This window comes from Rufibacter sediminis, assembly GCF_014269285.1.
Lineage (GTDB): Bacteria > Bacteroidota > Bacteroidia > Cytophagales > Hymenobacteraceae > Nibribacter > Nibribacter sediminis.
Genome location: NZ_JACOAF010000020.1, coordinates 353,214 through 378,388, shown reverse-complemented (window position 1 = coordinate 378,388; position 25,175 = coordinate 353,214). Strand labels below are relative to the sequence as shown.

The 25,175-nt window shown below is 53.9% G+C and carries 19 protein-coding genes; 4 read left to right on the top strand and 15 right to left on the bottom strand.

All coding sequences use genetic code 11. The annotated features are described in order from the left end of the window. Nucleotides 1-712: 712 nt before the first annotated feature. Nucleotides 713-2,083 (bottom strand): D-alanyl-D-alanine carboxypeptidase, encoded by a 1,371-nt coding sequence (locus H7U12_RS08285; RefSeq protein ID WP_186635780.1) that lies wholly within the window; start codon nucleotides 2,081-2,083, stop codon nucleotides 713-715. A gap of 211 nt (nucleotides 2,084-2,294) precedes the next feature. On the opposite strand from H7U12_RS08285, the gene H7U12_RS08280 reads away from it, so the two are divergent. Beyond that, the gene (locus H7U12_RS08280; RefSeq protein ID WP_186635777.1) at nucleotides 2,295-3,347 is read left to right on the top strand and encodes a S66 peptidase family protein; all 1,053 of its coding nucleotides are present in this window, start codon (nucleotides 2,295-2,297) and stop codon (nucleotides 3,345-3,347) included. A 95-nt stretch (nucleotides 3,348-3,442) separates the two neighbouring features. Continuing rightward, nucleotides 3,443-6,583, top strand: a complete 3,141-nt coding sequence (locus H7U12_RS08275; RefSeq protein ID WP_317170756.1) for a glycoside hydrolase family 3 N-terminal domain-containing protein — start codon at nucleotides 3,443-3,445, stop codon at nucleotides 6,581-6,583. Nucleotides 6,584-6,817: 234 nt separating this feature from the next. Here the strand turns inward: H7U12_RS08275 and H7U12_RS08270 are convergent, their stop codons facing one another. The 7 genes from H7U12_RS08270 to H7U12_RS08240 all read right to left on the bottom strand — a co-directional run bounded on the left by H7U12_RS08270 (nucleotide 6,818) and on the right by H7U12_RS08240 (nucleotide 15,556). Continuing rightward, the gene (locus tag H7U12_RS08270; RefSeq protein WP_186635773.1) at nucleotides 6,818-7,708 is read right to left on the bottom strand and encodes a carboxypeptidase-like regulatory domain-containing protein; all 891 of its coding nucleotides are present in this window, start codon (nucleotides 7,706-7,708) and stop codon (nucleotides 6,818-6,820) included. A gap of 140 nt (nucleotides 7,709-7,848) precedes the next feature. Next, nucleotides 7,849-8,952: a DUF3616 domain-containing protein gene (locus H7U12_RS08265; protein ID WP_186635771.1), complete on the bottom strand. Its 1,104-nt coding sequence runs from the start codon at nucleotides 8,950-8,952 to the stop codon at nucleotides 7,849-7,851. A gap of 127 nt (nucleotides 8,953-9,079) precedes the next feature. Next, nucleotides 9,080-10,198 (bottom strand): efflux RND transporter periplasmic adaptor subunit, encoded by a 1,119-nt coding sequence (locus H7U12_RS08260; RefSeq protein ID WP_186635768.1) that lies wholly within the window; start codon nucleotides 10,196-10,198, stop codon nucleotides 9,080-9,082. A gap of 496 nt (nucleotides 10,199-10,694) precedes the next feature. Continuing rightward, on the bottom strand, nucleotides 10,695-11,945 hold the full coding sequence (locus H7U12_RS08255; protein WP_186635765.1) for an ABC transporter permease: 1,251 nt from the start codon (nucleotides 11,943-11,945) through the stop codon (nucleotides 10,695-10,697). Nucleotides 11,946-12,125: 180 nt separating this feature from the next. Further along, entirely contained in the window at nucleotides 12,126-13,370 is a 1,245-nt protein-coding gene (locus H7U12_RS08250) for an ABC transporter permease (protein ID WP_186635762.1), read from the bottom strand. 11 nt (nucleotides 13,371-13,381) lie between these two features. Then, nucleotides 13,382-14,101, bottom strand: coding sequence for an ABC transporter ATP-binding protein (locus H7U12_RS08245; protein WP_186635759.1), 720 nt, complete (start codon nucleotides 14,099-14,101; stop codon nucleotides 13,382-13,384). A 585-nt stretch (nucleotides 14,102-14,686) separates the two neighbouring features. Then, nucleotides 14,687-15,556, bottom strand: a complete 870-nt coding sequence (locus tag H7U12_RS08240; RefSeq protein ID WP_186635756.1) for a hypothetical protein — start codon at nucleotides 15,554-15,556, stop codon at nucleotides 14,687-14,689. 103 nt (nucleotides 15,557-15,659) lie between these two features. Here H7U12_RS08240 and H7U12_RS08235 point away from each other — a divergent pair, with 103 nt between their 5' ends. Both H7U12_RS08235 and chrA read left to right on the top strand, forming a co-directional pair. Beyond that, entirely contained in the window at nucleotides 15,660-16,631 is a 972-nt protein-coding gene (locus H7U12_RS08235; protein ID WP_186635753.1) for an isopenicillin N synthase family dioxygenase, read from the top strand. A gap of 101 nt (nucleotides 16,632-16,732) precedes the next feature. Next, entirely contained in the window at nucleotides 16,733-17,908 is a 1,176-nt protein-coding gene (gene chrA / locus H7U12_RS08230) for a chromate efflux transporter (protein WP_186635750.1), read from the top strand. A gap of 95 nt (nucleotides 17,909-18,003) precedes the next feature. Here the strand turns inward: chrA and rfbA are convergent, their stop codons facing one another. From rfbA to prmC, 7 genes are all read right to left on the bottom strand, one after another. Then, complete coding sequence (rfbA, locus tag H7U12_RS08225; protein ID WP_186635747.1) at nucleotides 18,004-18,888, bottom strand: glucose-1-phosphate thymidylyltransferase RfbA; 885 nt, start codon at nucleotides 18,886-18,888, stop codon at nucleotides 18,004-18,006. 4 nt (nucleotides 18,889-18,892) lie between these two features. Beyond that, the gene (locus tag H7U12_RS08220) at nucleotides 18,893-19,900 is read right to left on the bottom strand and encodes an SDR family oxidoreductase (RefSeq protein ID WP_255897328.1); all 1,008 of its coding nucleotides are present in this window, start codon (nucleotides 19,898-19,900) and stop codon (nucleotides 18,893-18,895) included. Nucleotides 19,901-20,129: 229 nt separating this feature from the next. Beyond that, nucleotides 20,130-21,176, bottom strand: a complete 1,047-nt coding sequence (gene rfbB, locus H7U12_RS08215; RefSeq protein WP_186635741.1) for a dTDP-glucose 4,6-dehydratase — start codon at nucleotides 21,174-21,176, stop codon at nucleotides 20,130-20,132. 1 nt (nucleotide 21,177) lies between these two features. Continuing rightward, nucleotides 21,178-22,209: a UDP-glucose 4-epimerase GalE gene (gene galE, locus H7U12_RS08210; RefSeq protein WP_186635738.1), complete on the bottom strand. Its 1,032-nt coding sequence runs from the start codon at nucleotides 22,207-22,209 to the stop codon at nucleotides 21,178-21,180. A gap of 9 nt (nucleotides 22,210-22,218) precedes the next feature. Beyond that, nucleotides 22,219-23,508, bottom strand: coding sequence for a nucleotide sugar dehydrogenase (locus H7U12_RS08205; RefSeq protein WP_186635734.1), 1,290 nt, complete (start codon nucleotides 23,506-23,508; stop codon nucleotides 22,219-22,221). Nucleotides 23,509-23,515: 7 nt separating this feature from the next. Then, entirely contained in the window at nucleotides 23,516-24,112 is a 597-nt protein-coding gene (locus H7U12_RS08200; protein ID WP_186635731.1) for an acyltransferase, read from the bottom strand. A gap of 141 nt (nucleotides 24,113-24,253) precedes the next feature. Further along, complete coding sequence (gene prmC / locus H7U12_RS08195) at nucleotides 24,254-25,111, bottom strand: peptide chain release factor N(5)-glutamine methyltransferase (protein WP_186635728.1); 858 nt, start codon at nucleotides 25,109-25,111, stop codon at nucleotides 24,254-24,256. Nucleotides 25,112-25,175: the final 64 nt, after the last annotated feature.

Here is a 25,175-nt window from a genome sequence, read left to right as displayed (position 1 = left end):
CTTTTATTGAAGAAAAGACTGTCTGAGCGTCAGCGAGTTTCTTTTCTTCATGATTCTTTTGGTTACTTTTCTCATCCAGGAGAAAAGTAACAAACGCGGGCAGACCGCGACTCCAGCCTCAAGGCTTGGCAGGGAGGAAGTGGAGAGTAAAGAAAATGATCATCAGATGTAAACCCACCCCTACCCCTCCGAGGAGGGGAATCTCTGCTTAAGGAAAGCAGTCATGGTCGTTGGTGAGAAAACCAACAACGGCGGGCCAGTAGGAGAAAAGTAGAAACAGAAAGAGAATGGATCAGCAGGTGTAAACATCCCCCTTCGCCCCCTTCAAAGGGGGAATCTCGGCAGTCAAGGCAATGCCTATTTTGAGCCTCACGGCTCACTGAGTTGCAAACTTCAGCTCATTGTAGGTCCAAGTTGGAAACTTGAACCAGCTATAGTTTTAAAACTTAACGGCCCTTCCTTCAAAGGTAGAATCGCTGCTTAGGAGAACTCTGCGTTTTTCTGAGACTTAATCGTCATTCAGGAATCTGGCGACACACAAGGAATAGAGCGCGGCGGCTCATTTTCCGCTCAACAATACTTTAAAAACATTTAAAAACAGCGAAGCCGTTATGGGCCCATTTTCCAAGAAACAGGCCCAAAACGGCTTCGCCTTTACATTCTAGCTTCAGCGGAATCAATCAATCAATCAATCAATCAATCAATCAATCAATCAATACTTCTCGTGCACCTCCGTCATGATGCGGACCATCTCGTTGCGGATGTCACCGGAAGAGACTTTATAGTTGTTGTTCATGAAGCTGAAGAGCAGCAACTTGCCGCTTTTGGTTAGGATGTAACCGCTTTGGTTGTGCACGTGCGCCAGCGTCCCGGATTTCCCGAAGACGAAGGGCGGCTCGGCTTTGTAGATGTTCCGGAAGGTGCCGGGGCGGCCGCCGGTGGCCATTAGCGGGAGCAGGCGCTCCAGAGGCCGCTCCTGCTGTAGTTTCTGCAACAGTGCAATGATGCTGCGCGGCGTGAACATATTCATGCTGGACAACCCGGAGCCATCTACCCACACCGGCGCATCGGGCAAATCAGCGAGGTAATTCTTCACGGCGTACTGGATGCCGCGCTCCACGGATAGCGTGTCTGACAACGTGCCGGAGCAAAGGGCCATCAACTGCTCGGCAAATAGGTTGTCGCTCACTTGCAGCATGCGTTTGTAGACCGTGTCTGAAGGCAGGCCATAGAAAATTTGTGCACCTGTTGGCAGGGCACGGTTCTTCAGTAAGGTTACTTTCTTTTTCAGGGTATCGGCGAGCAGGCGAACGGTCATGTCGGGCGAGGGGATGAAGGGCACTTCCACGGAGAAATCTGGGGAGGCGTGTTTGGGGTAATACGTGAGCTCGTTGGTGCGCCAGGCCCGCACGAAGGCATCGCCGTGGGCGTAACGGGCGGTATCGGTTTTGACGGTGGGCTTGAAGATGGCTGGCGTAGTGGTGTATTTCTGGGTGGGACCTCCCTTCCGGGCGAATTTCACGATGTTGCCGTGGATGGGGAACACGCTGCGTTCGGGCTGGTAGTAGTAGTTGTAGTCGTCCCAGCCCCAGTTGGTGGCGAAGGGCGTGCTGGTGAAGGGGGCCTCCAGGTAGTAGAGTTTCTCTTTGCGGTTTTTCAGGAAGTCATAGGCGCGGGTGTTCTTCAGGTCCATGTGGGTGAAGGTGGGGTCGCCGGTGCCCCAGAAAATGAGCGAGTCGCCGCGCACCACGTATTTGAGCGCCGGAATGGAGTCGCCCAGCATTTTGAGGCTGGCGTAGAACGTGAACAGCTTGGTGTTGGAGGCGGGCACAAAGTATTTCTCCGCGTTGTGTTCTACCACCATTTTCCCCAAAGCAGGGTCAAACAAGGCGAAGCCCACGAATCGGTTCTTCCCGATCTCAGACTCCAGTACCCGTTGCTTGATGACCTCGGGACCGTACGGCGGGGGCGGCGGGGTGTTCACTACTATCGGTGCTTGTTTGGAGGTACTGCAGCCTAACAGAAAGAACAGGAAAAGGCACGGAAACGAAAGCCAGCCACGGCTCAGGGATTTGGTTTGCATACAATCAGGTTTGAAGTCCTTAAGTAGGGTAAGAATCTGATATCGTCAAAAGAATAGCGTCAAAAACTTGGATCGTTCAGCAGCCTGCTTCCTTCTTGGAATTCGTTTTCAATATAGTTTTTTAATTTATTTAAAAACTTGAGAAAAATCAGAAACAATCTCTTTATTTTAACCCTCGCTTACTCCTTCCTACTTCTAAACCTGTTCAGCTATGACCAAACGTACGCGCCGTGAGGTGTTGGCGTCGCTCTCCGTGGCCGCCGCTGCGCTTCCCTTAGCTAGCTTCGTTTCGGGCTCGTTTCCTGAAAACAGGCCTAAAACCATTGTTCCGCCGCGCTTGAAAGCGGGTGACACGGTGGGCTTGATTTGCCCGGCGGGCGCGGCGTTCAGCAAGGAAACGGTGCAAATCACCAAAGAGTCGTTAGAGGCGCTGGGCCTGAAAGTGAAACTGGGCAAGCACGTGTTTGATCGGTTTGGGTATCTGGCGGGCACCGACCAGGCCCGGGCCGAGGATGTGAACGCGATGTTTGCGGACAAGACGGTGCAGGGCATCATGGCCATTCACGGAGGCTGGGGCTGCGCCCGATTGCTGCCCTTGCTGGATTACAAGACCATCCAGAAGAACCCCAAACCGCTCATCGGGTACTCAGACATCACAGCGCTGCACCTGGCCATTCACGCCAAAACCGGTCTGATCACCTTCCATGGGCCGGTAGGTTCGGCTACCTGGAACAAGTTTACGGTTGATTCTTTCCGGCAGGTACTGTTTGACGGCAGCCCGGCGCTGTTTGAGAACCCCAGAGAACTGGGCGACAACCTCGCGCTTACCAAAGACCGCATCACCACCATCATGCCGGGTACGGCGCGGGGCAAACTGGTGGGCGGCAACCTGACGGTGCTCTCGGCCATCATCGGGTCTGCGTACCTGCCCCACTGGAAAGACGCGATCCTGTTTCTGGAAGACACCAACGAGGCCGTGTACCGCGTAGACCGCATGCTCACGCAACTGAAACTGGCCGGTGTGCTGGACCAGGTCAAAGGCGTGGTGTTTGGTAAATGCTCTGACTGCGAACCCGGCAAAGGCTACGGTTCCCTCACTTTGGAGGAAGTGTTGGAACAGCATCTTCAGCCCTTGAAAGTACCGGTGTACTCCGGTGCCATGATCGGGCACATCACCCATAAATTCACCATTCCCGTAGGGGCCGAGGCCCAGCTAGACGCCACCGCCGGAACGCTCAAGTTATTACAGAGCGCCGTGGCGTAAACTTGAACTTTGCCCGGGCCTGGCCCTGTTTTTGATTTAATTGCCGTAATTTGCACGCTTTCACGCAGTACACTTCTCTTTATTCTCAATTTGCCTTGAAAAAAAACCGCATTCTTCCCCTCGCTTGCCTTCTCATCTTACTGGTAGGAATCTTCACCATCCATGCGCAGACGCGCAGTGGCAAGTCAGCTAAAACGGGTTCTAAAAAGACCGTTACCGCCCAAAAATCCCCTTCTAAAAAAGCCAGCACCAAGAAAGTAACCGCCAAGAAAGCGGCCGCGAAAAAACCAGCCGTGGCGCCCTTCAACCCCAAAACCGATCCGCCGCATCTGGGCGCGAACCAGAAGTGGGTAGACTCCGTGTTCAAGACCTTGTCACCCGAGGAGCGCATCGCGCAGCTGATCATGATTCCGGTGTACTCCAACAAAAACCAGGCGCACATTGACTCCATCAGCCGTCTGGTGACCACCTACAAAGTGGGCGGTTTGATCTTCTTCCAGGGCGGACCAGTGCGGCAGGCGCACATGACCAACCGCTACCAGCGCGAGAGCAAGGTGCCCTTGATGATCTCCATTGACGGCGAGTGGGGTTTGGGCATGCGCCTGGACAGCACGGTGTCGTTCCCGTACCAGATGAGTTTGGGCGGCATTGAAGACGAGCGCCTGATTTATGACATGGGCGCCGAGATTGGCCGACAGTGCCGTCGGCTGGGCATTCACGTGAACTTCGCACCGGTGGTAGACGTGAACAACAACGCCAACAACCCCGTGATCGGGTTCCGCTCCTTCGGCGAAGACAAATACAACGTGGCGCGCAAAGCCATGGCCTACATGAAAGGCATGCAGGACAACAAAGTACTGGCCAACGCCAAGCACTTCCCCGGCCACGGCGACACCAACGTAGACTCACACTACGGTTTGCCGGTACTCCATTTCTCCAAACTACGCCTGGACTCTACCGAGTTGTACCCCTTCAGAGAGCTTTTCAAGAACGGCTTGGGTAGCCTGATGGTGGCGCACATGAACATTCCGGTGCTGGACAACACCAAAGACCTGGCTTCTACCCTTTCCAAGAACATCGTGGCTGATTTGCTCAAGAAAGAGATGGGCTTCAAAGGCCTGGTGTTTACCGATGCCCTCAACATGCAGGGTGTGGCCAAGTTCTACGCCCCCGGCATTGTGGACGTGAAAGCGCTGCTGGCCGGGAACGATGTGCTCCTGAACACCATGGACGTGAAAACCACCATTGAGGAAGTGAAGAAAGCCATCAAGAACAAAGAGATTACGCAGGCCGAGGTAGATGCCCGCTGCAAGAAAGTGCTGGCCGCCAAACAATGGGCCGGTCTGGACAAATGGCAACCCATTGAAACCCAAAACCTCATTGCCGACCTGAACAACCCCACCGCCGACTACATCAAACGGCAACTGACCGAGGCATCGCTCACGCTGCTGCGCAACAAAAACCAGATTCTGCCCATCCGCTCGCTGGATACCCTCAAGATTGCCGCGTTGGCTCTGGGCACTAACACCCAGACCGAATTCCAGCAGAACCTGGCCAAATACGCCCAGGTAGACAACTTCTTTTTGCCCCCTACCAGCTCCATCGCTGATCTGCAAGGCCTGAAAGAGAAACTGAAAGGCTATAACACCATTCTGGTGGGCGTGCACAAGCTGCAACTGAAAGCCTCCGGCAACAACACCTTTGGCATCACCGCCGAGATGAACCTGTTCCTGAAAGACCTGATCCGTTCCAAAAACACCATCGTGACCGTGTTCGGGAATGTGTACAGCCTCAACCGCTTCGAGGACATTGACAAAGCGCACGGCGTGCTGGCCACGTACCAGGAAAGTGAGTTAACCCAGGATGTGGCGGCCCAGATTATTTTTGGCGGCGTAGGTGCCAAAGGCAAGCTGCCGGTGAACGTGTCCAACTACTTCCGCATCAACGACGGCCTGAAAACCGAAGGCGGTCTGCGCCTGGCGTACACGCAACCCGAAGCTTTGGGCCTGAAATCACAGGACTTTGCCCAAATTGACACGCTGGTGCAGCAGGCCATCCGGGCCAAAGCCACGCCGGGTGCTCAGGTACTGGTGGCCAAGAACGGCAAAGTGATTTACCACAAGTCCTTCGGATATCATACCTACGAGAACCAGACCCCGGTGAAAACCACCGACCTGTACGATCTGGCCTCGGTGACTAAAATCACCACTTCGCTGGCGGCGTACATGAAACTGAACGGCGAAGGCCGGTTTGACGTGGACAAAACCCTGGGCGAGTACCTGCCCCTGATGAAGGAATCGAACAAGGAAAACCTGAAGTACCGCGACATTCTCACCCACCAGGCCCGCCTGAAATCCTGGATTCCGTTCTGGAAAGAGGAAGTGAAGAAGAACGGCGAACTGAAAGGCAGCGTTTTCAGCGCAGATTCCTCAGAGAAGTTCCCTACGCGGGTAGCCAAGAACCTGTTCATCCACAAAGACCATGCGTCAGAGATTTACAAACAGATCAAGGAATCGCCGCTGAACGAGAAACCGGGCTACGTTTACAGTGATCTGTCTTTCATTCTGGCACCTTTGGTGGTGAAAAACATCACCGGCGAGGACTTTGAAACTTACCTCAAGAAGAACATCTACGGCCCCATGGGCGCTAGCACCTTGACCTTCAACCCGTACAAACATTATCCGCTGGCGCGCATTGTTCCCACTGAGGTAGACACGCTTTTCCGGAAGCAGTTGCTGCACGGCACCGTGCATGACGAAGGAGCCGCCATGCTGGGCGGGGTGAGTGGCCACGCCGGTTTGTTCGGGAACTCCAATGACCTGGCCAAGGTGATGCAGATGTACCTCAACGACGGCATCTACGCTGGCAAACGCTACATTGCCAGTAACGTGGTGCGTACCTTCAGCAAGTGCCAGTTCTGCCCAGACAACTACCGCGCCCTGGGCTTCGACCGGCCTTCTAAACCCGGCGATGTGAACGGGAACGCCGCCGCAAGCGCTCCGGCCGAGAGCTTCGGGCATACTGGCTTCACGGGCATTTACAGCTGGGTAGACCCGGTGAACCAACTGGTGTATGTGTTTCTGTCTAACCGCGTACACCCTACCCGTGAGAGCTCTGTCCTCAGCAAACTCAACACCCGCACCAAGGTGATGCAGGTTGTTTATGACGCCATGGCGAAAGCGAAAGCCAGCCCTAAAAGCAACGGCAGCGGCTCTCTGCAAAGCAAACGTGACTAAAAACTGCTTTTAATCTATAACAGAACGCCCGCTCCGGTTAGCCAGAGCGGGCGTTTTCAGTTGATATGAGCTCGATAGCTACAGCTGCTCTACTCTTCTTCTATAAACAGTTTTATCCGGAGGAAACACATTGCGTTGTAGGGGCAATCCCTTGTGGTTGCCCTTGGTACGTTCCCATTCTCGTGCACGCAAGGGCAACCACAAGGGATTGCCCCTACAGAATCAACTCTAGCCTCAATTGCTCAACGTCAGCTGAAAATGGGGGGCGGCAAACGTGATGGCGTCTCCCTCGCGCTGGTGGGTGCTGGTCCATTTGCCCTGGTGGTAAATCCAGCCGTTGGCGTTTTCCTTGTCTGGACCGTAGCACCTAATGCTGGGTTCATACGAGACTCTGGTCGGGCCTTCTTTCTGGCCGGTATCGGGGTCTACCGGCTCATAGCGGTTCTGCTTAAGGATCAGCCATTCAAAAGCGATGAACAGGCCTTGCTCCGGCATCTTCAGGTCGTGTTGGCTTACATCCAGCTTCACCGTTTTGATGCCTTTCTGCGCCACCCCCATCAGGGGCACCGACACCATTTCTTCTCCCGGCGCCCCGTTTTCCCCCACGTGCAGCAGATGCAGCTTGAAGGTAGCGTTCTTGATGTTGCTTAGGGCTACCAGCGAGACCTCGTCCAGGAAAGGCGTGGCGGCATACCCAGGTTTATACGGAATGTACTGAGCCACAATCCAGGGCGTGCCGTTGCTCCCGAAGGAATATGCGGTGTGCTCGTCCAGTTTGTTCACGATGAACTTGTGGCGCTTGGTGCTTTTTTTCACCGTCACTTCCTTCAACGCGATGGCCGAGGGGGTAAGTGCCACCCGCAGGCTGCCCGCCGGAATGGGAACCCGCGTTCTCTCGTAGCCCAAGCAGGAAATCACCAGCGTTTTGCCTTGCAGCCCCACCTGCGACAAACTGAACTCCCCCTTCTCAGACGAAGTAGAACCCACATTCTCATTTTCTACCCAGATGTTGGCAAACGCTACCGGCTTGCCGGTACTTTTATCCACAATGATTCCTTTCACCTGACTAAACCCAGCCACCGAAGCGCACAGAAGAAAGAACAACTGGAGGAAAACGTGTTTCATACGGCGTGCGGGTCTGAGAGAAATCCGCTTTGGGGCCGATTTTCTAAAAACGGCCCCAAAACAGAAATTTGAAGAGAGGAATCACTGCTTTCAACGCTGATGTCACGGTGGTTATTGGTGACACCCTCAATTTTAAATGCTTACGCAATCTTATACACATCAGCGATGACAGTTTCGGCTTCGGACTTGCGGTCGTCTTTGGGGCTGTCAAAAACCACCACCAGGTGATCCTCGTCATAAATGCCCAAGCCTTCCGCTTTGTCCAGCCCTGAGGTGGGGCCGCTGCCGTGGGGCACATCAAAAAGGTGGTCCAGTTCTTTGCGATGCACCACTTGCTCTCCTTCCAGGGTTGCATTCATGGCGTTGGGCCACCGGTACACGGCAATGGTGCCGTCCAGATCCATGGTGGGGCCCGCCAGAATGTACAGGTCATTGTCTTTGGCGCGCAGCTCCCGCACGCCTTTGCCTACCATGTGCAGGTAGTGCTTTTTGTAGAGCGAGCCGTCTGGATTGGGTTTCAATTGCAGGGTTCCTTTTTCATCGCCCTCCTCTAGTTGCAACTCCACCACCATAGACCAGCCCCGCAGTACTGGACCGCGCAGCCCCACAAAGATGCGGTCTTCGTGCACGGCCAGGCCTTCTATGTCAAACCCGTTGTCTTTGCCCGGAATCTTCAGGAAATCCACCAGGTGCGGATCTTTCTGGAAGGCTTCCATTAGTTGGTTTTCTTTCCCGGCACCTACCAATTGGGCCGCCCGCAGGGTTTTGGAAGGATCCTGCGGATCTGAGCATTTCTTGCAGAGCGTGTACTCGCCGGTCTCGGCATCCTGCACCAGCGGAATGCGGGCCAGCAGGTACCGGTTGGGGTCTGAAGTGACTTTGGCCAGCCGCTTGATCTGCTTTTCTATTGGGTCTTCTTTGCGTGGTTTCTTGCGCTTGAGGCTGTGCGAGCCCACCAGCCACAGATAGCCGCCGCCTTCGCCCAGACCTTCAATGTCAATCTCAGAACTGCTGCCATCGGGCAGGTCCAGGAACTGGGTCAGGTCAAAGTGCTTGTGCTCCCCGAAGGAGTGCTCTCCGGTTTTCTTCAGGCGCTCCAGCGTGGTCTGTTCATCGCAGCTCATCCAGAGGTAATCGCCGGTCCGCAAGACGGTGGAAAGTCCGTCCCGCACGTGTTTGCCGGTGGCGGTGATGCTATGGGTAGAGTCAAAGGTCAGTTGAAGGGAAAATGCAGGGTCTTTCATGGTTTCTGTTTGGGCTTGGGAAAGGGCAGCTTAAGAAAACGTTTTACGGGTGTTTTTCAGAAACTGCGGCTAAAACAGAACGCGACAACCCCGGCTGGAGTTGTCGCGTTCTGTTTCTCTTGCTCACTTAAGAGGCTTTCTTTTCCTCATCCGCCGGCGAGGCGGCCTCTACTACTTTCACTTTGTCCTCGGCCTTAAGGCCGTCTACCACCTGGATGTTGATGCCGTCAGACAGGCCGGTTTTCACCAGTTTCTTCCTGAACTGCTGCGGGCCGGTTTCCACTTCCACAAACACGCTGTCTTTGCCTTTCTTCCCGAACTGCAGTAAGCCTTCCTTGATGGCCAGCACGTTCTCTTTCTGGTCCAGCACAATGTCAGCGTTGGCAGAGTAGCCGGCTCGCAGGAAATCACCGGGCTGCAGCAGCACCTGGGCTTTCACCTGAAACTTCACGGCGCCTTCCTCCAGCACGCCCTTGGGCGCGATGTACTCCAGCTTGGCTTTGAACACCTTGTCCTCAATGGCCCCGATGGTGAGGTTTAAGTCCATGCCTTCGCGCAGCTTGCCTACCTCAGACTCGTCAATCTTGCCCTCAAAGATGAGGCTCTTCATGTCGGCGACGGCCGCAATGGTGGTGCCCTCGTTGAAGTTATTGCGCTCAATCACCGAAGCGCCCACTTTCACCGGCACGTCCAGCACCATGCCCTCCACGGTGGAATAGATCACGTTGGAGCCGCCGGTGCGGCGCGAGGTGCCTGATTTCACCAGCTGGCGATTGTTCTCGGCGGAGGTCAGTTCTTCTTTGCGCAGGTTGTAGTCCATCACAAATTTGTTGTACTCCTGCTCCGCGATGACCTTCTGCTCATACAGCAGCTTCTGGCGGTTCAGCTCCCGCTTGGCCTGTTCAAAGGCGATGCGGGCCGTCTGCACGCTGGTCTCGGCGTTGTTCACGCTCACCAGGTTGGGCACAATCCGGATTCTGGCAATCATCTGCCCGGCGCGCACCGTCTGGCCGGCCTCCACGTACAACTGCTCCACAATGCCACTCACCTGCGGCTTGATCTGGATTTCCTTGCGTGGCACAATGGAGCCCGTAGCCACGGTTTTCTTCACGATGCTGGTATAAAACGGCTTCTCGGTCTTGTACACCACCGGGTCCGCGTTCGACTTCTTGTAGAAGTAATACCCAATCCAGACGCTCCCGGCTACAAACAAGAGGATGCAGACACTTAAGATGACCTTTTTCATTGTTTCAATGTGCTAATGTGTTCATGTGCTGATGTGCTATTTCAATGTGCTAATCTGGGAATGTGCTGATGTGCTATTTCAGTTCTCCACCGTTGCTATCGGCAAAGCCGAGGCCACTGCGGTGTTTTGGTGCTGTTTTCTGTAAACCAGGCTCAAAACAGGAATGTGATTTACTACTGCTCTACCTCTTACTTCCCGTCTCACTGGCGCGAGTCTCCAGACTCGTGCCTCGGGATGAAGGGAGTCTCCAGACTCCTTCGCTGCCTGCAGCGAAACCGGTACTGCTATTACTCTATATGATGTAGTTTCACTTCTGTGACCAGCCAAGCCAAAGTGCTAATTTCTGATCTGCTCATGTATTCCGGCGAGTCTAGAGACTCGCAGCATTCGGTGGCACGAGTCTGGAGACTCGCGCCAGTTGGGCCAGTTGGTAACCAGTCGGCCTTACGTTACCACAATAGCACATCAGCACATTGAAAAATCAGCACATTAAAAATTACTCATCCTTCAGGGCTTCCACAGGGTTAACGCGGGCGGCTTTGGTGGCCGGGATCAGCCCCGCGAGGGCACCCATCACCACCAGCAGCACAATGGCCATGAGCGCGACAGTGGGATCTACCTCGGGGCTGGCGAAGAAACCGGCGTCTATCTCGAAGCGAACCATCAGGTAGTCAATGAGCGCCACCAGCCCGGTGCCGGCAATGAGCCCCGTCAGCCCTGCGATGCTGGTGATCACCACTGATTCCTGCAGAATCAGGCTGATGACAGACCACGGCGTGGCTCCCAGCGCCTTCCGGATGCCGATTTCCTTCGTGCGTTCCTTCACCACGATGAGCATGATATTGCCCACCCCGATGATGCCCGCTATGATGGTCCCGATGCTCACGATCCAGCTGAACCCTGAGATGCCCGCGAACAGTCCCTGCACATCCTTGAACTCCTTCTCCACGTTGGCCGAGCCGAAGGCTTTCAGGTCCGTAGGCGCTACCTGGTGGCGCTGGGCCAGCAGGGCTTTCACTTTCTCCTCCACCACCTCGGCGGGTACGCCGGGGGCCGGAATGATCTTGAAATGCCCGATGCGGTTGGGCTGGTTAAAGGTCTGCTGCAGCGTGGTGTTGGGAATGTAAATAGTCTGCGACGCGCTGACAATGTCCTCGCCTTTGCCCGCCGGCGTAAACATGCCGACCACCTGAAAATAACTGCCCTTAATGTTGATGTACTTGCCAATGGGGTTTTCACCGGTTTTGAACAGCACTTCCTGCACGCGCGGGCCGATCACCGCCACCTTGCGTTTCTCCTCAATGTCTATGCGGTTCACGAAACGACCCGTGCTGATGGTGAGCGGGTCTACGTACAGCATCTCGGGGTAATCGCCGCTCACGTTGAAGGAGGAGTTTTTGGTGCCGTAACTCACGGTAAAGGTCCCGTCCAGCCCGTTGCTGGGCGACAAGATGCCCACCTCCGGCACTTGCTCCTGAATGGCTCTCACGTCATCGTTGGTAAGGTGTACATACCGGCCCGCCTTCAGGCCCATGTAGGGCACGCTCGTCCGCTGGGTCCACACGAAAACGGCGTTCTTGGCCACGTTGAAGTCATTGGTGATGCCGTGTTCCAGCCCTTTGCCCGCGCCCAGCAAAAGCACCAGCATGAAAATGCCCCAGAACACGCCAAACGCCGTGAGCGCCGTCCGCAGCTTGTGCTTCTTGACGGTCGCGTAAATCTCAGCCCATTTGTCTATATCGATCATAAGTTGGGAGTTCTGAGTCCTGAGTTTTGAGTCCTGGGTCTGGAAATCGTTTTAAGCCTGTTTACCGGAAACTGGCCTTAAAACAGGTTTATTTTCAAAATGGCGCAATGCCAGCTTGAACACTTTCCTTTATATAAGCCATCAGCATTTTGGCACCAATTCTTGATTCTCAATTCTTACTTAATCAGACCGTAGGGCTTCAATGGGTTTGATGCGGGCGGCTTTGAGGGCGGGCACCAGACCGGCCAGGGCGCCGGCCAGCACCAGCAGCACCGTGGCCGAAACCGCCACACCCAGGTTTACCCCCGGATTGGCGAAGAACGGCAGCTCAGCCCCGGATTTCTCCAGCGCGTAGCGCATCAGGTCCAGAAGGGCCACCCCGGCCAACAAACCTAAATAACCCGAGAAAGCAGTAATCACCACCGATTCCTGCAGAATCATGCTCACAATGGACACTGGCGTGGCCCCAAGTGCTTTTCGGACGCCTATCTCGCGGGTACGTTCCTTCACAATGATGAGCATGATGTTGCTCACGCCCACAATGCCCGCGATGAGCGTGCCAATGCCCACCACCCACACAAAAAGGTTGATGCCGTTGAACAGCCCCATGATCTGCTCGTATTCCTTCTCGCCGTTGCTGATGTCCAGCGCCTGGGCATCCTCGGCGGAGAACTTGTGTCGTTGCGCCAGTAGCGCCTTTACCTTGTCTTCAATGACTACCGCTTTCACGCCGGGCTGGGCTACCATGGCTACCAATTGCACCTGGTTGGGCTGGTTGTAGGTGTTCTGCAAGGTAGAGAACGGAATATAGGCCCGTTCCTCCCGGCGACCGCCGTTGTTGCCCCGCACCGTGAAAATGCCCACCACTTTGAAGTGAACGCCCTGGATGTTCACGTACTCCTGCAGCCCGGTTTGGTCTTTGAAGAGCACCTCCCGCACCTTTTCGCCCAGGACAATGACCTTGCGCTTTTCCCGGATGTCGTTTTCGTTGAGGAGGCGGCCCGCTTTCAGGCGTTCGCCGTTCACCTCCAGAAACTCCGGCGTGGACCCGAACACCTGGTAAGAACCGTTCTCGGTTTTGTAGTTGATGGTGTACTCGCCCCAGAGGCGATTGCGCGGCGAGATAATCTGTACCTGCGGCACCTCGCGGGAGATGGTGGCCAGGTCCTCGTTGGTGAGTTTGATTTCCCGGCCCGGCCCTAAACCGGCGTGCGGGATGGAAGACTTTCCGCCGGAAAAGAAGATGCCGTTCTTGGCCCCATCGCCGAAGCGGTTGAACACGCCGTTCTGCAAACCCTGCCCAAAGCCCAGCAACATGACCAGCATGAAGATGCCCCAGAACACGCCAAAGGCGGTCAGGAAAGTGCGGAGCTTGTTTTTCCGGATGGTGCCCAGAATCTCCTGCCATTTGTCTACATCAAACATGCGCTGCGGGGTTAAGCTTGGGTATAGGCAACCGGCGTCAGGAAATCTTCAGAAGTCTGGCCCAGGCCATCGTCCAGGATGAGGCCGTCTTTGAGGCGGATCACCCGCTGGGTCTGCTCCGCGATGTCGTTCTCGTGGGTCACAATTACCACCGTCATGCCCTGTTGGTGCACTTCCTTGAAAATCTCCATCACCTCATGCGTGGTGGTGGTATCCAGGGCTCCGGTGGGTTCATCGGCTAGAATCAATTTGGGTTGACTGATGAGCGCCCGCGCAATGGCCACGCGCTGCCGCTGCCCCCCAGACATCTCGTTGGGCGAGTGCTCGGCCCAGTCTTTGAGGCCCACGCGGTCCAGATACTCCAGGGCCAGTTTGTTGCGCTCCTTGCGGCCCACTTTCTGGTAATAGAGCGGCAGGGCCACGTTTTCCATGGCATTCTTGAACGACAGCAGGTTGAAGCTCTGAAAAACGAAGCCCAGAAACTTGTTTCTGTAGTAAGCGGCCTTGGCCTGCGAGAGGTTTTTGATGGGTGTGCCCGCCAGCGTGTAGCTGCCCGTGTCAAAGTCGTCCAGTATGCCCAAAATATTGAGCAGGGTGGATTTGCCCGAGCCCGAGGAACCCATGATGGACACCAGTTCTCCTTCCCGGATGTGCAGGTCGATGCCCTTCAACACATGGAGCCGGTTCTGCGCCATGGCATAGTATTTATGGATGTTCTGGAGCTGTATCATGGTCAAACGCTGGTGAAATGCTCAAAACAAAAGACTTCCTTCCCGCAAAGCGGTACGCTTCTATAGATGCAGCTTTCTGGGCGGGGGTTGCCTGCGCGCCAGCAAGATGCTCTGCTTTAGTGCAGTTTTGCTGAAATCGGCCTAAAAACGCGTGCTTTCGCCTGCAACTACCTCATCTGTAGCATTTCCCGTCTAATTATTACACCTTTAACAAGACAAATAACAAGGAGCCCTCCCCTATGCAGCGCGGGAGATATGTTTTGGGGCCGATTTCCGGAAAATGGCTCCAAAACATAGTTGCAACCCTAGGCCGAAGGTCATTCTTCCTCCTGTGTTCCTGAAAGCACCCTCCTTCTTGTCAGCTTGGAAAGATCTTGCGGGTTAGCTAGACTAGCCTTGTTGTAAGCGCCACTACCGTTCGCTCACAAGATCCATTCAGGATGACAAAGAAAAATAAACAAGGAATTGTAGATACAAGGCATGCCTTGCAGATGTGCAGCCACATCGGACACAATTACAAATTTCCCCAACAAAAAAGCCGCTCCTGGTTTGGAGCGGCTTTTAGGATTTGAGGCTTAAAACGGCTTACTGCGCTAAGGTGATTTTGCGTTCAACCGTATTGAATGGGCCCGGAATCACCTGGCCTTTGTTGTCAATCAGTTCCAGTTTGAAGGTGTTCTCGCCCATGGGCAAACCTTCCACCAGGTACGGCAACCACTGGTCCAGGATGAACTCGTTCCCGTTGATGGTGGCGCGCACCTTGTTTCCGTCCTGGGCAAGTTTGGTGTTCACCAGGTAGAAATCCAGCATGACTTTCTTGGTGTCAGCGCCTTTGTACTCGCCTTTGGGGCGGCTGTAGAAGAGGTGCTGACCGTTCTCATCGAACTTGGCGGCGCTGGAGGCGGCGTTGCCCACGTTGATCACGCGCAGGTCATAGGCATCGTCATGCTTGATGCTCTCGTGGTACGAACGCGACAGGAACGACAGCACCACGTGCTGGCCCGGCTTAATCGCTTTCTTGAAGGTAGGTTTGTAATGCGCGGTGTAAGGCTCATTGTCCACGATGTTGTGGATGTGCTGGCCTTCTTTGGAGTTGGCGTGCTCGTGGGTGCCCGCATCAGTGGTTTGCTGGCTCAGCTGGAAGTTCTTCACCTCGTAGTTAAACTGCACCGAGTCGCCGGTTACTTTGCCGTTTTTCTCCGGCTGTTTCAGGTCCAGGTCCGCATCCGGGAAATCGACTGAGTTGCTGTAGGAGTACACTTTCAGGCCACCTTTCTCCATGGGCGTACCCATGGCGCCCTGGTGCTGCACGCCGGCCGTGTCAACGGCCATTCCATCGTGATCAGACATGGCGGTACTATTTGTCCCTGTAGTGGTTTCGGAGCGTTTTCCGTCACAGGCAGCGGCTAGTAGCATGGCTGCTATCGCTACAAAAGATACGTGTTTCTTTTTCATAGTATAGGTTTTCGTATAAGTACGTAGAAGGTTTCAAAGATAGAAATTTCGTAACTTGCGCCTCCTATTAAAAGAGTTTTAAATCACACGTCAAGACAGGTATATGAGCGATACATTATTGGAAGAAATCCCTTCTCTGGACTTAGCCGATTTCACCTCCGGCGACCCGGCCCGCAAAGCCGCCTTTGTGCAGGCCATGGGCGATGCGCACCAGAACATCGGCTTTGCCGCGTTGAAAAGCCACGGCCTGAGCGATGAGTTGACGGATCGTTTATACGCCGCCATCAAGAAGTTCTTCGCCCTGCCCGATGACGTGAAACAGAAATACGAGATTGCGGGCCTGGCCGGACAGCGCGGGTACGTGGGCAAAGGAAAAGAGCACGCCAAGGGCCGCAACACCGGTGACCTGAAGGAGTTCTACCACGTGGGCCAGGAAGTAACCGACAACGACCCCATCAAAGACGAATACCCAGACAACGTGTGGCCCGCCGAGGTGACCGAGTTTCAGGAAGTGGCGCTGGAAGCCTATAGCCGCCTGGAAGCCGCCGGCAAGCAGGTTCTGCGCGCCTTGGCGCTGTACCTGGGCTTGTCTGAGGATTACTTCGATGCCAAAGTGCACAACGGCAACAGCATTTTGCGCGCCATCCACTACTTCCCCATCGAAAACCCGGATGCCGTTCCCGCCGATGCCGTTCGCGCCGCCGAGCACGGTGACATCAACCTGATTACCCTCTTGATGGGCGCCTCCGCCGATGGCCTGCAGGTACTTCGCCGCGACGGAAAATGGATTCCGATCACGGCTCTACCCGAGCAGATCATTGTGAACGTGGGCGATATGCTGTCGCGCCACACCAACAACAAGCTGAAGTCTACCATCCACCGTGTGGTGAACCCGCCCCGCGAGCTGATGCACACTTCCCGCTTCTCTATTCCGTTCTTCATGCACCCACGCTCTGAGATGGACCTGACCTGCCTGGAGGGCTGCATTGACGCCCAGAACCCGAAACAATTCCCAGACATCACCGCCGGCGAGTTCCTGAACGAGCGTCTGGTAGAACTGGGATTAAAAAAATAACTCATTTTCAGCAACTTAGAAAGGGGCCTTTAGAGGCTCCTTTCGTTTTTATGCCTATTTTTAGAAAACCGGCCTAAAACGCATCTCAACCCTTTGTCCTATTGCGCCCTCGTAACAATCTTTTCCTGAAGGATGTGGCTGCGCTCTCGCTCACGGCGTTTGGCGGGCCTCAGGCGCATATTGCCATGATGCTGCGCCTGCTGGTGGAGAAACGCCAGTACATTTCTGAGAAGGAACTGCTGGAGCTGAATGCCCTCTGCCAGATACTGCCTGGGCCCTCTTCCACCCAGACCATTACCGCCATCGGGTTTAAAGTAGGTGGCCCCAACCTGGCATATCTCACACTCCTCGTCTGGATTGCCCCGGCAGCCCTCATCATGATTGCCGCGGCCCTCATCATTTCCTTCCTGCAGGGCCAGGGCGCGCCGTTGGGGTTCACCCGGTTCATCCAACCCATGGCGGTGGGCTTTGTGGCATTTTCCGCCTGGCGGATTAGTTCTAAAGTAGTCTATACCAAAGGCGGCATCGTGATCATGGTCTTCTCCGCTATTCTGGCTTTCTTTTTCCGGTCGCCGTGGGTGTTTCCGTTGCTGCTGCTGATAGGTGGAAGTCTGACCGCGCTTCGGTTCCAAAGTCAGCCCGTGCTGGAGAAGAAACCCATGAAGATGGAGTGGGCCAATTTCCTGCTGTTCCTAGGCGTGCTCATCGCGGCGGCCTTGCTGGGGCGGTTCACCCAACTGCGGGCGGTACTGCTGTTTGAGAACTTCTACCGGAACGGCAGCCTCATCTTCGGGGGAGGTCAGGTCCTGATTCCGGTGATGTACACCGAGTTTGTGGAGTTCAAAGGGTATCTCAACTCCAAGGAGTTTCTGTCTGGCTTTGCCTTGGTGCAGGCGCTGCCGGGTCCGGTGTTCTCTTTCTGCTCCTACATTGGCACCTTGTCTATGCGGCCGTATGGCTGGGGAGCGCAGATTCTGGGCGGCGTGGTGACCACCATCGCCATTTTCCTGCCGGGTACGTTTCTCATCTTCTTCGTGATCCGGTTCTGGGAAGAACTCCGGAAATACCGCGTGATTCAGGCTTCTTTGGAGGGCATCAACGCCGTGGGCTGCGGCATGGTATGCGCGGCCGCCATCATGCTCTATCACCCCATCGAGAACACACCCTATAACTTCGGTTTGGTGGTAGCGACGTTTGCCTTACTCCAATGGACCAAAATTCCGGCCCCTGCCTTGATTCTAACCGGGTTAGTCGTTGGATTGATCTTTCCCAACTAAAGCGGTTTTAGGCGTATTTTCTGGAAAACAGACGTAAAACGGGAAGGCCCTGCCAGATGATCTTGGCAGGGCCTTCCCGTTTTATTTCTAAGTGGTTACAAACTGCTCACTACCCTCTGCTCTTTCAAGATGTTCAGCAAATAATCACCGTAGCCGCTTTTGCGTAGAGGCTCAGCTACGCGTTGCATCTGCTCCGCATTGATGAAGCCCATCCGGTAGGCTACTTCTTCAATAGACCCGATCTTCAGTCCCTGGCGCTCTTCAATCACCTGTACAAACGTAGCGGCCTGCATGAGGGACTGGATGGTACCGGTGTCTAGCCAAGCCGTTCCACGGTCCAGAATGCCCACTTTCAGTTTGCCCTGACGCAGGTACTCTTTGTTCACATCGGTGATCTCGTACTCGCCGCGGGGGCTGGGCTCCAGGTTCCTGGCGATGTCTACTACATCATTGTCATAGAAGTAAAGACCCGGCACCGCGTAGCTGGACTTCGGCTGCTTGGGCTTTTCCTCAATGGAAATGGCTTTCATGCTTTCATCAAACTCCACCACGCCGTAACGCTCCGGGTCTTGCACATGGTAAGCATATACTACGCCGCCCTCAGGGTCATTATTGGCCTGCAGGAGTTTGCTCATGCCCGATCCGTAGAAAATGTTGTCTCCCAGAATCAAGGCCGCTTTGTCCTTCCCGATGAAGTCTGCCCCCAGCACAAAAGCCTGGGCCAGTCCGTTGGGCACTTTCTGCACTTGGTAACTGAAGTTACAGCCAATCTGGCTGCCGTCGCCCAACAGACGCTCAAACATGGGCAGGTCGTGCGGGGTGGAAATAATTAGAATGTCTTTGATGCCGGCCAGCATGAGCGTGGACAGCGGGTAATAGATCATGGGTTTGTCATACACCGGCATCAGCTGCTTGCTCACTGCCAGGGTGAGCGGGTGTAACCTTGTTCCTGAGCCTCCGGCTAAGACGATTCCTTTCATGTCCTTATTTCTGGTTGTAGATGAAATCTTGGTTGTCACGGAACCAGGCTAAAGTTTTCTGCAATCCTTCCTGAATTCTGATTTGCGGGTTGTATCCCAAGAGACGCTGCGCCTTGGAAATATCGGCTAAGCTATCCCGGATATCACCGGCCCGCTCCGGCCCGTACTCGGCCTGAACGTCTACGCCAGCTTCTTCTTTCAAAATGTTGAACAGATCGTTCAGAGAAGTCCGGTCACCTACCGCGATGTTGTAGACTTGGTTGATGGCCTCGGGGTTCTCCACCAACGCGGCTCTGATGTTCGCCTCCACGCAATTCTCCACGAAGGTGAAATCGCGGGTCTGCCCGCCGTCGCCGTTCATCCTTGGGCCGCGGTTATTCAGCACCGCGTCAATGAACAACGGAATCACGGCTGCATAAGCGCCATTCGGGTCTTGGCGTGGTCCGAAAATGTTGAAGTACCGTAACCCGATGATCTCCATGCCGTACGTTTTCCCGAACACATCGGCGTACAACTCATTGGCGTATTTGGTCACGGCGTAAGGCGACAGCGGCTTCCCGATCTTGTCTTCTACTTTGGGCAACGACTTGCTGTCACCGTAGGTAGAGGAAGAGGCGGCGTAGACAAAACGCTTCACGTTCTGCTCTTTGGTAGCCATGAGCATGTTCACGAAACCACCTACATTGACCGCGTTGGAGGTCACCGGATCTTTCACGCTTCTGGGCACGGAGCCCAAGGCGGCTTGGTGCAACACCACGTCCATACCCTCGCATGCTTTCATGCAGGTGTCCAGATCCCGGATGTCGCCTTCCAGCACTTCCAGTTTCTCATTGTCTTGGAACGCCTTCAGGTTTTTGTGGAATCCGTTGGAATAATCATCCAGTACCCGCACTTTTTTGGCGTTGTACTTCAAGAGGTACTCCACTAGGTTGGAACCGATGAATCCGGCTCCGCCGGTCACTAAAAAGGAAGTTTGCTCTAAAGAGCCATTATGGAAAGGATGCTCGTACACGGGGAATTTATTACAAATTAGAAATAAGCGATTTAGGGGCATTTCAGGGCTACTTTTGGAAAACTGGCTCGAAAAAGCAGTCTTCCGTTCACCCGGTTAGATACTCTTGACTATGGGCTTCAGCCACGGCCAAAAGAAACCTTCATTTTGCTTTATTGATATTTTAAACAAAGATGCGTTTACAGGCTGCTTTTGGGAAAACAGCCTGTAAACGCATCTTTACTTTGGATTAGCGGGCATATTGCTCGTTGTAATATTCTTGGTAGCTTCCTGAAGTTACATTTTGCAGCCACTCCTCGTTCTGCAGGTACCAGTCTACCGTTTTCTCAAGACCTTCTTCAAAGGTGACGGATGGTTTCCAGCCTAACTCATTCATGATCTTGGAAGAATCAATGGCGTAGCGTAAATCATGGCCCGCTCTGTCAGTCACAAAGGTGATCAACTTACGCGAGGTGCCTTTCTCACGGCCCAGTTTCTGGTCCATGATGTCGCAGAGCAGGTGAATGAGGTCAATGTTACGCCACTCGTTCACGCCGCCTATGTTGTAGGTATCGCCTTCTTTGCCTTTATGGAACACATCATCAATGGCGCGGGCGTGGTCAATCACGTACAACCAGTCGCGGATGTTTTCGCCTTTACCATATACCGGCACCGGTTTGTTGTTCTTGATGTTGTTCAAGGCCAACGGGATCAGCTTCTCCGGGAAGTGGTTTGGCCCGTAGTTGTTGGAACAGTTAGACACTTTCACCGGCAAGCCATACGTGTGGTAATAGGCCCGCACAAAATGGTCTGAACTGGCTTTAGACGCCGAGTAAGGTGACCTGGGATCATACTTGGTCTCCTCGGTGAACATGCCTTCCTCACCTAGAGAGCCATACACCTCATCAGTAGAAATATGGTAGAACACTTTGCCGGTGAAATCAGCTTTCCAGAGTTCTTTGGCGGCGTGCAGCAGGTTGCAGGTGCCGTTCACGTTGGTGCGCACAAAAGCCATCGGGTCGGTGATGGAACGATCCACGTGCGACTCGGCGGCCAGGTGCATCACGGCATCAAACTGATGCTCCTGGAACAAACCGTTAATGTATTCCTGATCAGTGATGTCGCCTTTGATGAAGGTATAGTTGGGCGCATCCTCGATATCCGCCAGGTTCTGAAGGTTGCCCGCGTACGTCAGCTTGTCCAGGTTGAAGATTTGGTAGTTCGGGTACTTGTTTACAAATAACCGAACTACGTGAGATCCAATGAATCCGGCTCCACCAGTGATTAGAATTTTCATCTTACTTAGAGGTTACTTTCATCAATTGCTGTTGCCAAGCCCAGGAACTGCCTAGACTGTCTTCCAATGACAAAGACGTTTTAAAACCAAGTTCCTGCGTCGCTTTGGTCACATCGGCGTAGATAGCCGGAACGTCACCCGCACGGCGTGGTCCAATCTTGTAGTTGAATTTCTGACCAGTGGCGTTTTCAAAAGCTTTGATCACCTCCAGAACGCTGCTCCCTTGTCCGGTCCCGATGTTGAACACCTCATACGGCACAGCATCCGGTTTCTCTAAGCGTTTGATGGCCGCCAAGTGCGCTTTCGCCAGATCTACGACATGCACATAGTCACGGATATTGCTTCCGTCAGGCGTATCGTAGTCCGTTCCGAACACGGTTAAACTCTCCCGGATGCCAGCGGCAGTTTGGGTGATGAAGGGCACCAGGTTACTGGGAATCCCTAAAGGCAGTTCTCCAATCAGGGCTGACTCATGCGCGCCCACCGGGTTGAAGTAACGCAGGGCAATGGACTTCACCGCATAGCTTCCGCTGTTGGCTACGTCCTGCAAAATCTCCTCGTCAATCTTCTTGGTATTGCCATAAGGCGAATTAGCTTTCTGCGTAGGGGTTTCCTCAGTAACCGGCAGATTCTCCGGAACCCCATACACCGTGCAGGAAGAGGAAAAAACAAGCTGCGATACGTTGCTTGCTTCCATTACCTTCAACAACGTCACCAATCCGGTGACGTTGTTGTGGTAATACTTTAGCGGTTCCTTCACTGACTCACCCACCGCCTTGTAGGCGGCGAAATGGATCACGCCGGCAATATCTCCTTCTTTTGAGAAAACCTCCTGTAACGCGACCGCATCTGTGCAGTCAACCTTGTAGCAGCTTACTTCCTTGCCCAGGATCTGCGCCAGACCCTCCAACACTCGCTCCTCAGAATTGCTGAAATTATCAACGATAATTGGGGTATAACCAGCCTGTGCCAGCTCTACGACTGTGTGGGAGCCGATGTAGCCCGCTCCGCCTGTGACAAGAATTTTACTCATGAGAATAGATTATAAGCTCCAGTAAGGCAATGTATTGATTTTTCCCCGATAAATACCTTTTAAATCAATAACGATAGGATTATCAGCGGAGATACTCTTAAAGTAGCTTTCGTCAAAACCTAAGTAATCTCTATGGTTCACGGCTACGACCACGGCATCATAATCGTTGCTTGGGTTCTCGGTTAGGGCAAATCCGTATTCGTGCTCCAGTTCATCAGAAGAAGCATACGGGTCTACTACGTCTACCTGTACCCCAAAGCTTTTCAGCTCGTTGATCACATCGGCCACCTTGGAGTTCCGGATGTCTTCCACGTTCTCCTTGAAGGTTGCACCCATTACCAATACTTTGGCTTTGGAGATCGCTTTTCCTTCTTTGATCATCATCTTAATGGCTTTGCTGGCCACGTAAGCGCCCATTCCATCGTTGATGGTGCGGCCGCTCAGAATGATTTTAGAGTCGTATCCTAGTGCTTTCGCTTTGTAGGTCAGGTAATACGGGTCAACGCCAATGCAGTGACCGCCTACCAAGCCTGGGAAGAATTTCAGGAAGTTCCACTTGGTGCCGGAAGCCTCCAACACCTCGTAGGTATTAATGTTCATCCGGTCGAAGATGATGGACAGCTCATTCATCAAAGCGATGTTCACGTCGCGCTGGGTGTTCTCAATGATCTTGGCGGCCTCGGCCACTTTGATAGAGGAAGCACGGTGCACGCCCGCCTGAATCACCAGTTCGTATACTTTGGCAATGATGTCCAAAGATTCCTCATCGCAGCCAGACACCACTTTCACGATTTTGGTCAGCGTATGCTCTTTATCACCGGGGTTAATACGCTCCGGAGAGTAGCCTACTTTGAAATCCTTATGGAACGTAAGCCCTGACTCCCGCTCCAAGACCGGAATACAGTCTTCTTCGGTACAGCCTGGGTACACAGTTGACTCATACACCACGTAATCCCCTTCCTTCAGCACCTTACCTACGGTAGTAGAAGCGCCTAGCAGAGGCTTCAGGTCTGGCAGAGCATACGCATCAATTGGTGTAGGCACGGCTACGATAAAGAACCGGGCCTCTCTCAGTACTTCTAAGTCGTTGGTGAAGGTGATATCGCACCCTTCAAACGCAGACGCCTCCAGCTCGCCACTGGGGTCCACGTTGTTCTTCATCAACTCTACCCGTTGGGCGTTGATGTCAAACCCGATAACACTGATTTGTTTGGCGAACTCCAGGGCAATGGGAAGTCCTACATATCCTAATCCGATAACAGCCAATTTGGCTTCTTTGTTGAGGAGTTGCTGGTACACAGTTAATCTATTTTTGAATGGATGATTTGGTTACTACGTTATTTTCTACTTTGTATTTTTCGCCTGTTTCCGGGCAAATGGCTTCGTTCTGATCATCGAAGGCCAGCTTGTGCCCGGCTTCACTCACCCAGCCGTGTTGCTGAGAAGGATTCCCGTAGACAAGGGCGTAAGGGGCCACATCTTTGGTCACCACCGCACCGGCTCCAATAAGGGCATACGCGCCAATGGTGTGTCCGCACACAATGGTGGCGTTGGCTCCAATGCTGGCTCCTTTCTGCACCAATGTTTTCTGGTACTCTCCCCGCCGGTTAATGGCACTTCTGGGGTTGAGCACGTTGGTAAAGACCATGGAAGGACCTAAGAAGACATCATCTTCACAGACCACCCCGCTGTACACCGACACGTTGTTTTGGATTTTAACATTCTCCCCCAGCACCACCCCCGGCGAAATCACCACGTTCTGGCCGATATTACAGCGTTTCCCTATCACGCAGTCAGCCATGATATGGGAAAAATGCCATATTTTGGTCCCTTCCCCAATAAGACAACCTTCGTCAATGACAGCGGTTTCATGGGCAGTGTACGCGGAAGCAGGTTGGTTCATAGACAATGGAACTTGTTAAAGAGCCGAGCTCTTTACGGATAACCGTTCTATTTGGATACCACTTTTTGCAGGCGCAAAGGTAGGATTTTTTATAATAATTTTAGGTAACGTGGTTGTATTCATGCTGCTTCCTTGTTAAAATCACCGCCAGACAGCCTCTGCCACCCGGTCTTTCCCGCGTAAATCTTTCAGAACCCGGGCCTCTTGGTAACCCATCTGCGCTAGCATGTCTATGGTCTCTTGGGCAAAACGCTCATTAATCTCAAAGAACAGCCTTCCTCCTTTTTTTAGCAGTTGCTGCGCCACCAGGGCAATCCGGCGGTAGAAAAGCAGGGGGTCTTCGTTGGGCACGAACAGGGCCAGGTGCGGCTCAAAGCCCAGCACGTTCTGCCGCATCAGGGCTTTCTCTTCTTCCAGCACGTACGGCGGATTACTGATCACGGCATCCAGGCTCTGGGATTCTATATGGGGGACCTCGCTCAAAATGTCCTGCTGCAGCCACGTCACCTGTTTCCCCAGTCTTTCAGCATTCTGCTTGGCGACAGCCAAGGCCTCGGCAGACACATCCAGTCCCCAAACCTGCGCGGTAGGCAGCTCGGCGGCCAGCGTCACCGGAATGCAGCCGCTGCCGGTACCAATATCCAACAACTTCACCGCTGGCTGATGCTGATAGGTTTTGATGACCCGCTGTACCAGTTCTTCGGTCTCGGGACGCGGAATGAGCACTGCGGGGTTCACCAGAAACTCACGACCGTAGAAAGAGGCTTCGCCTAGCACATACTGCAAAGGTTCCTGCCGCAGGAGACGCTCCAGATACGCCTGCACCTGACGCTGAAGAGCATCAGAGGCTTCTTCGCGGCGGCGCTGGAGCAGCTCAAACCGTCCTATTCCCAGCGCATGTTGCAGCGTCCACTCGGCCATGGCACGGGCTTCCGGCGCTTCATAGAGCGTCTCTAACTGGCGGGCCAGTTCTTCTAAAGTCTCTTCCAGGGATCGCATAACTCAGTTTTGGGCAATTTCTGAAAAAACGCCCGATATTCGGGCAAAGAATTACAAAGGCCCC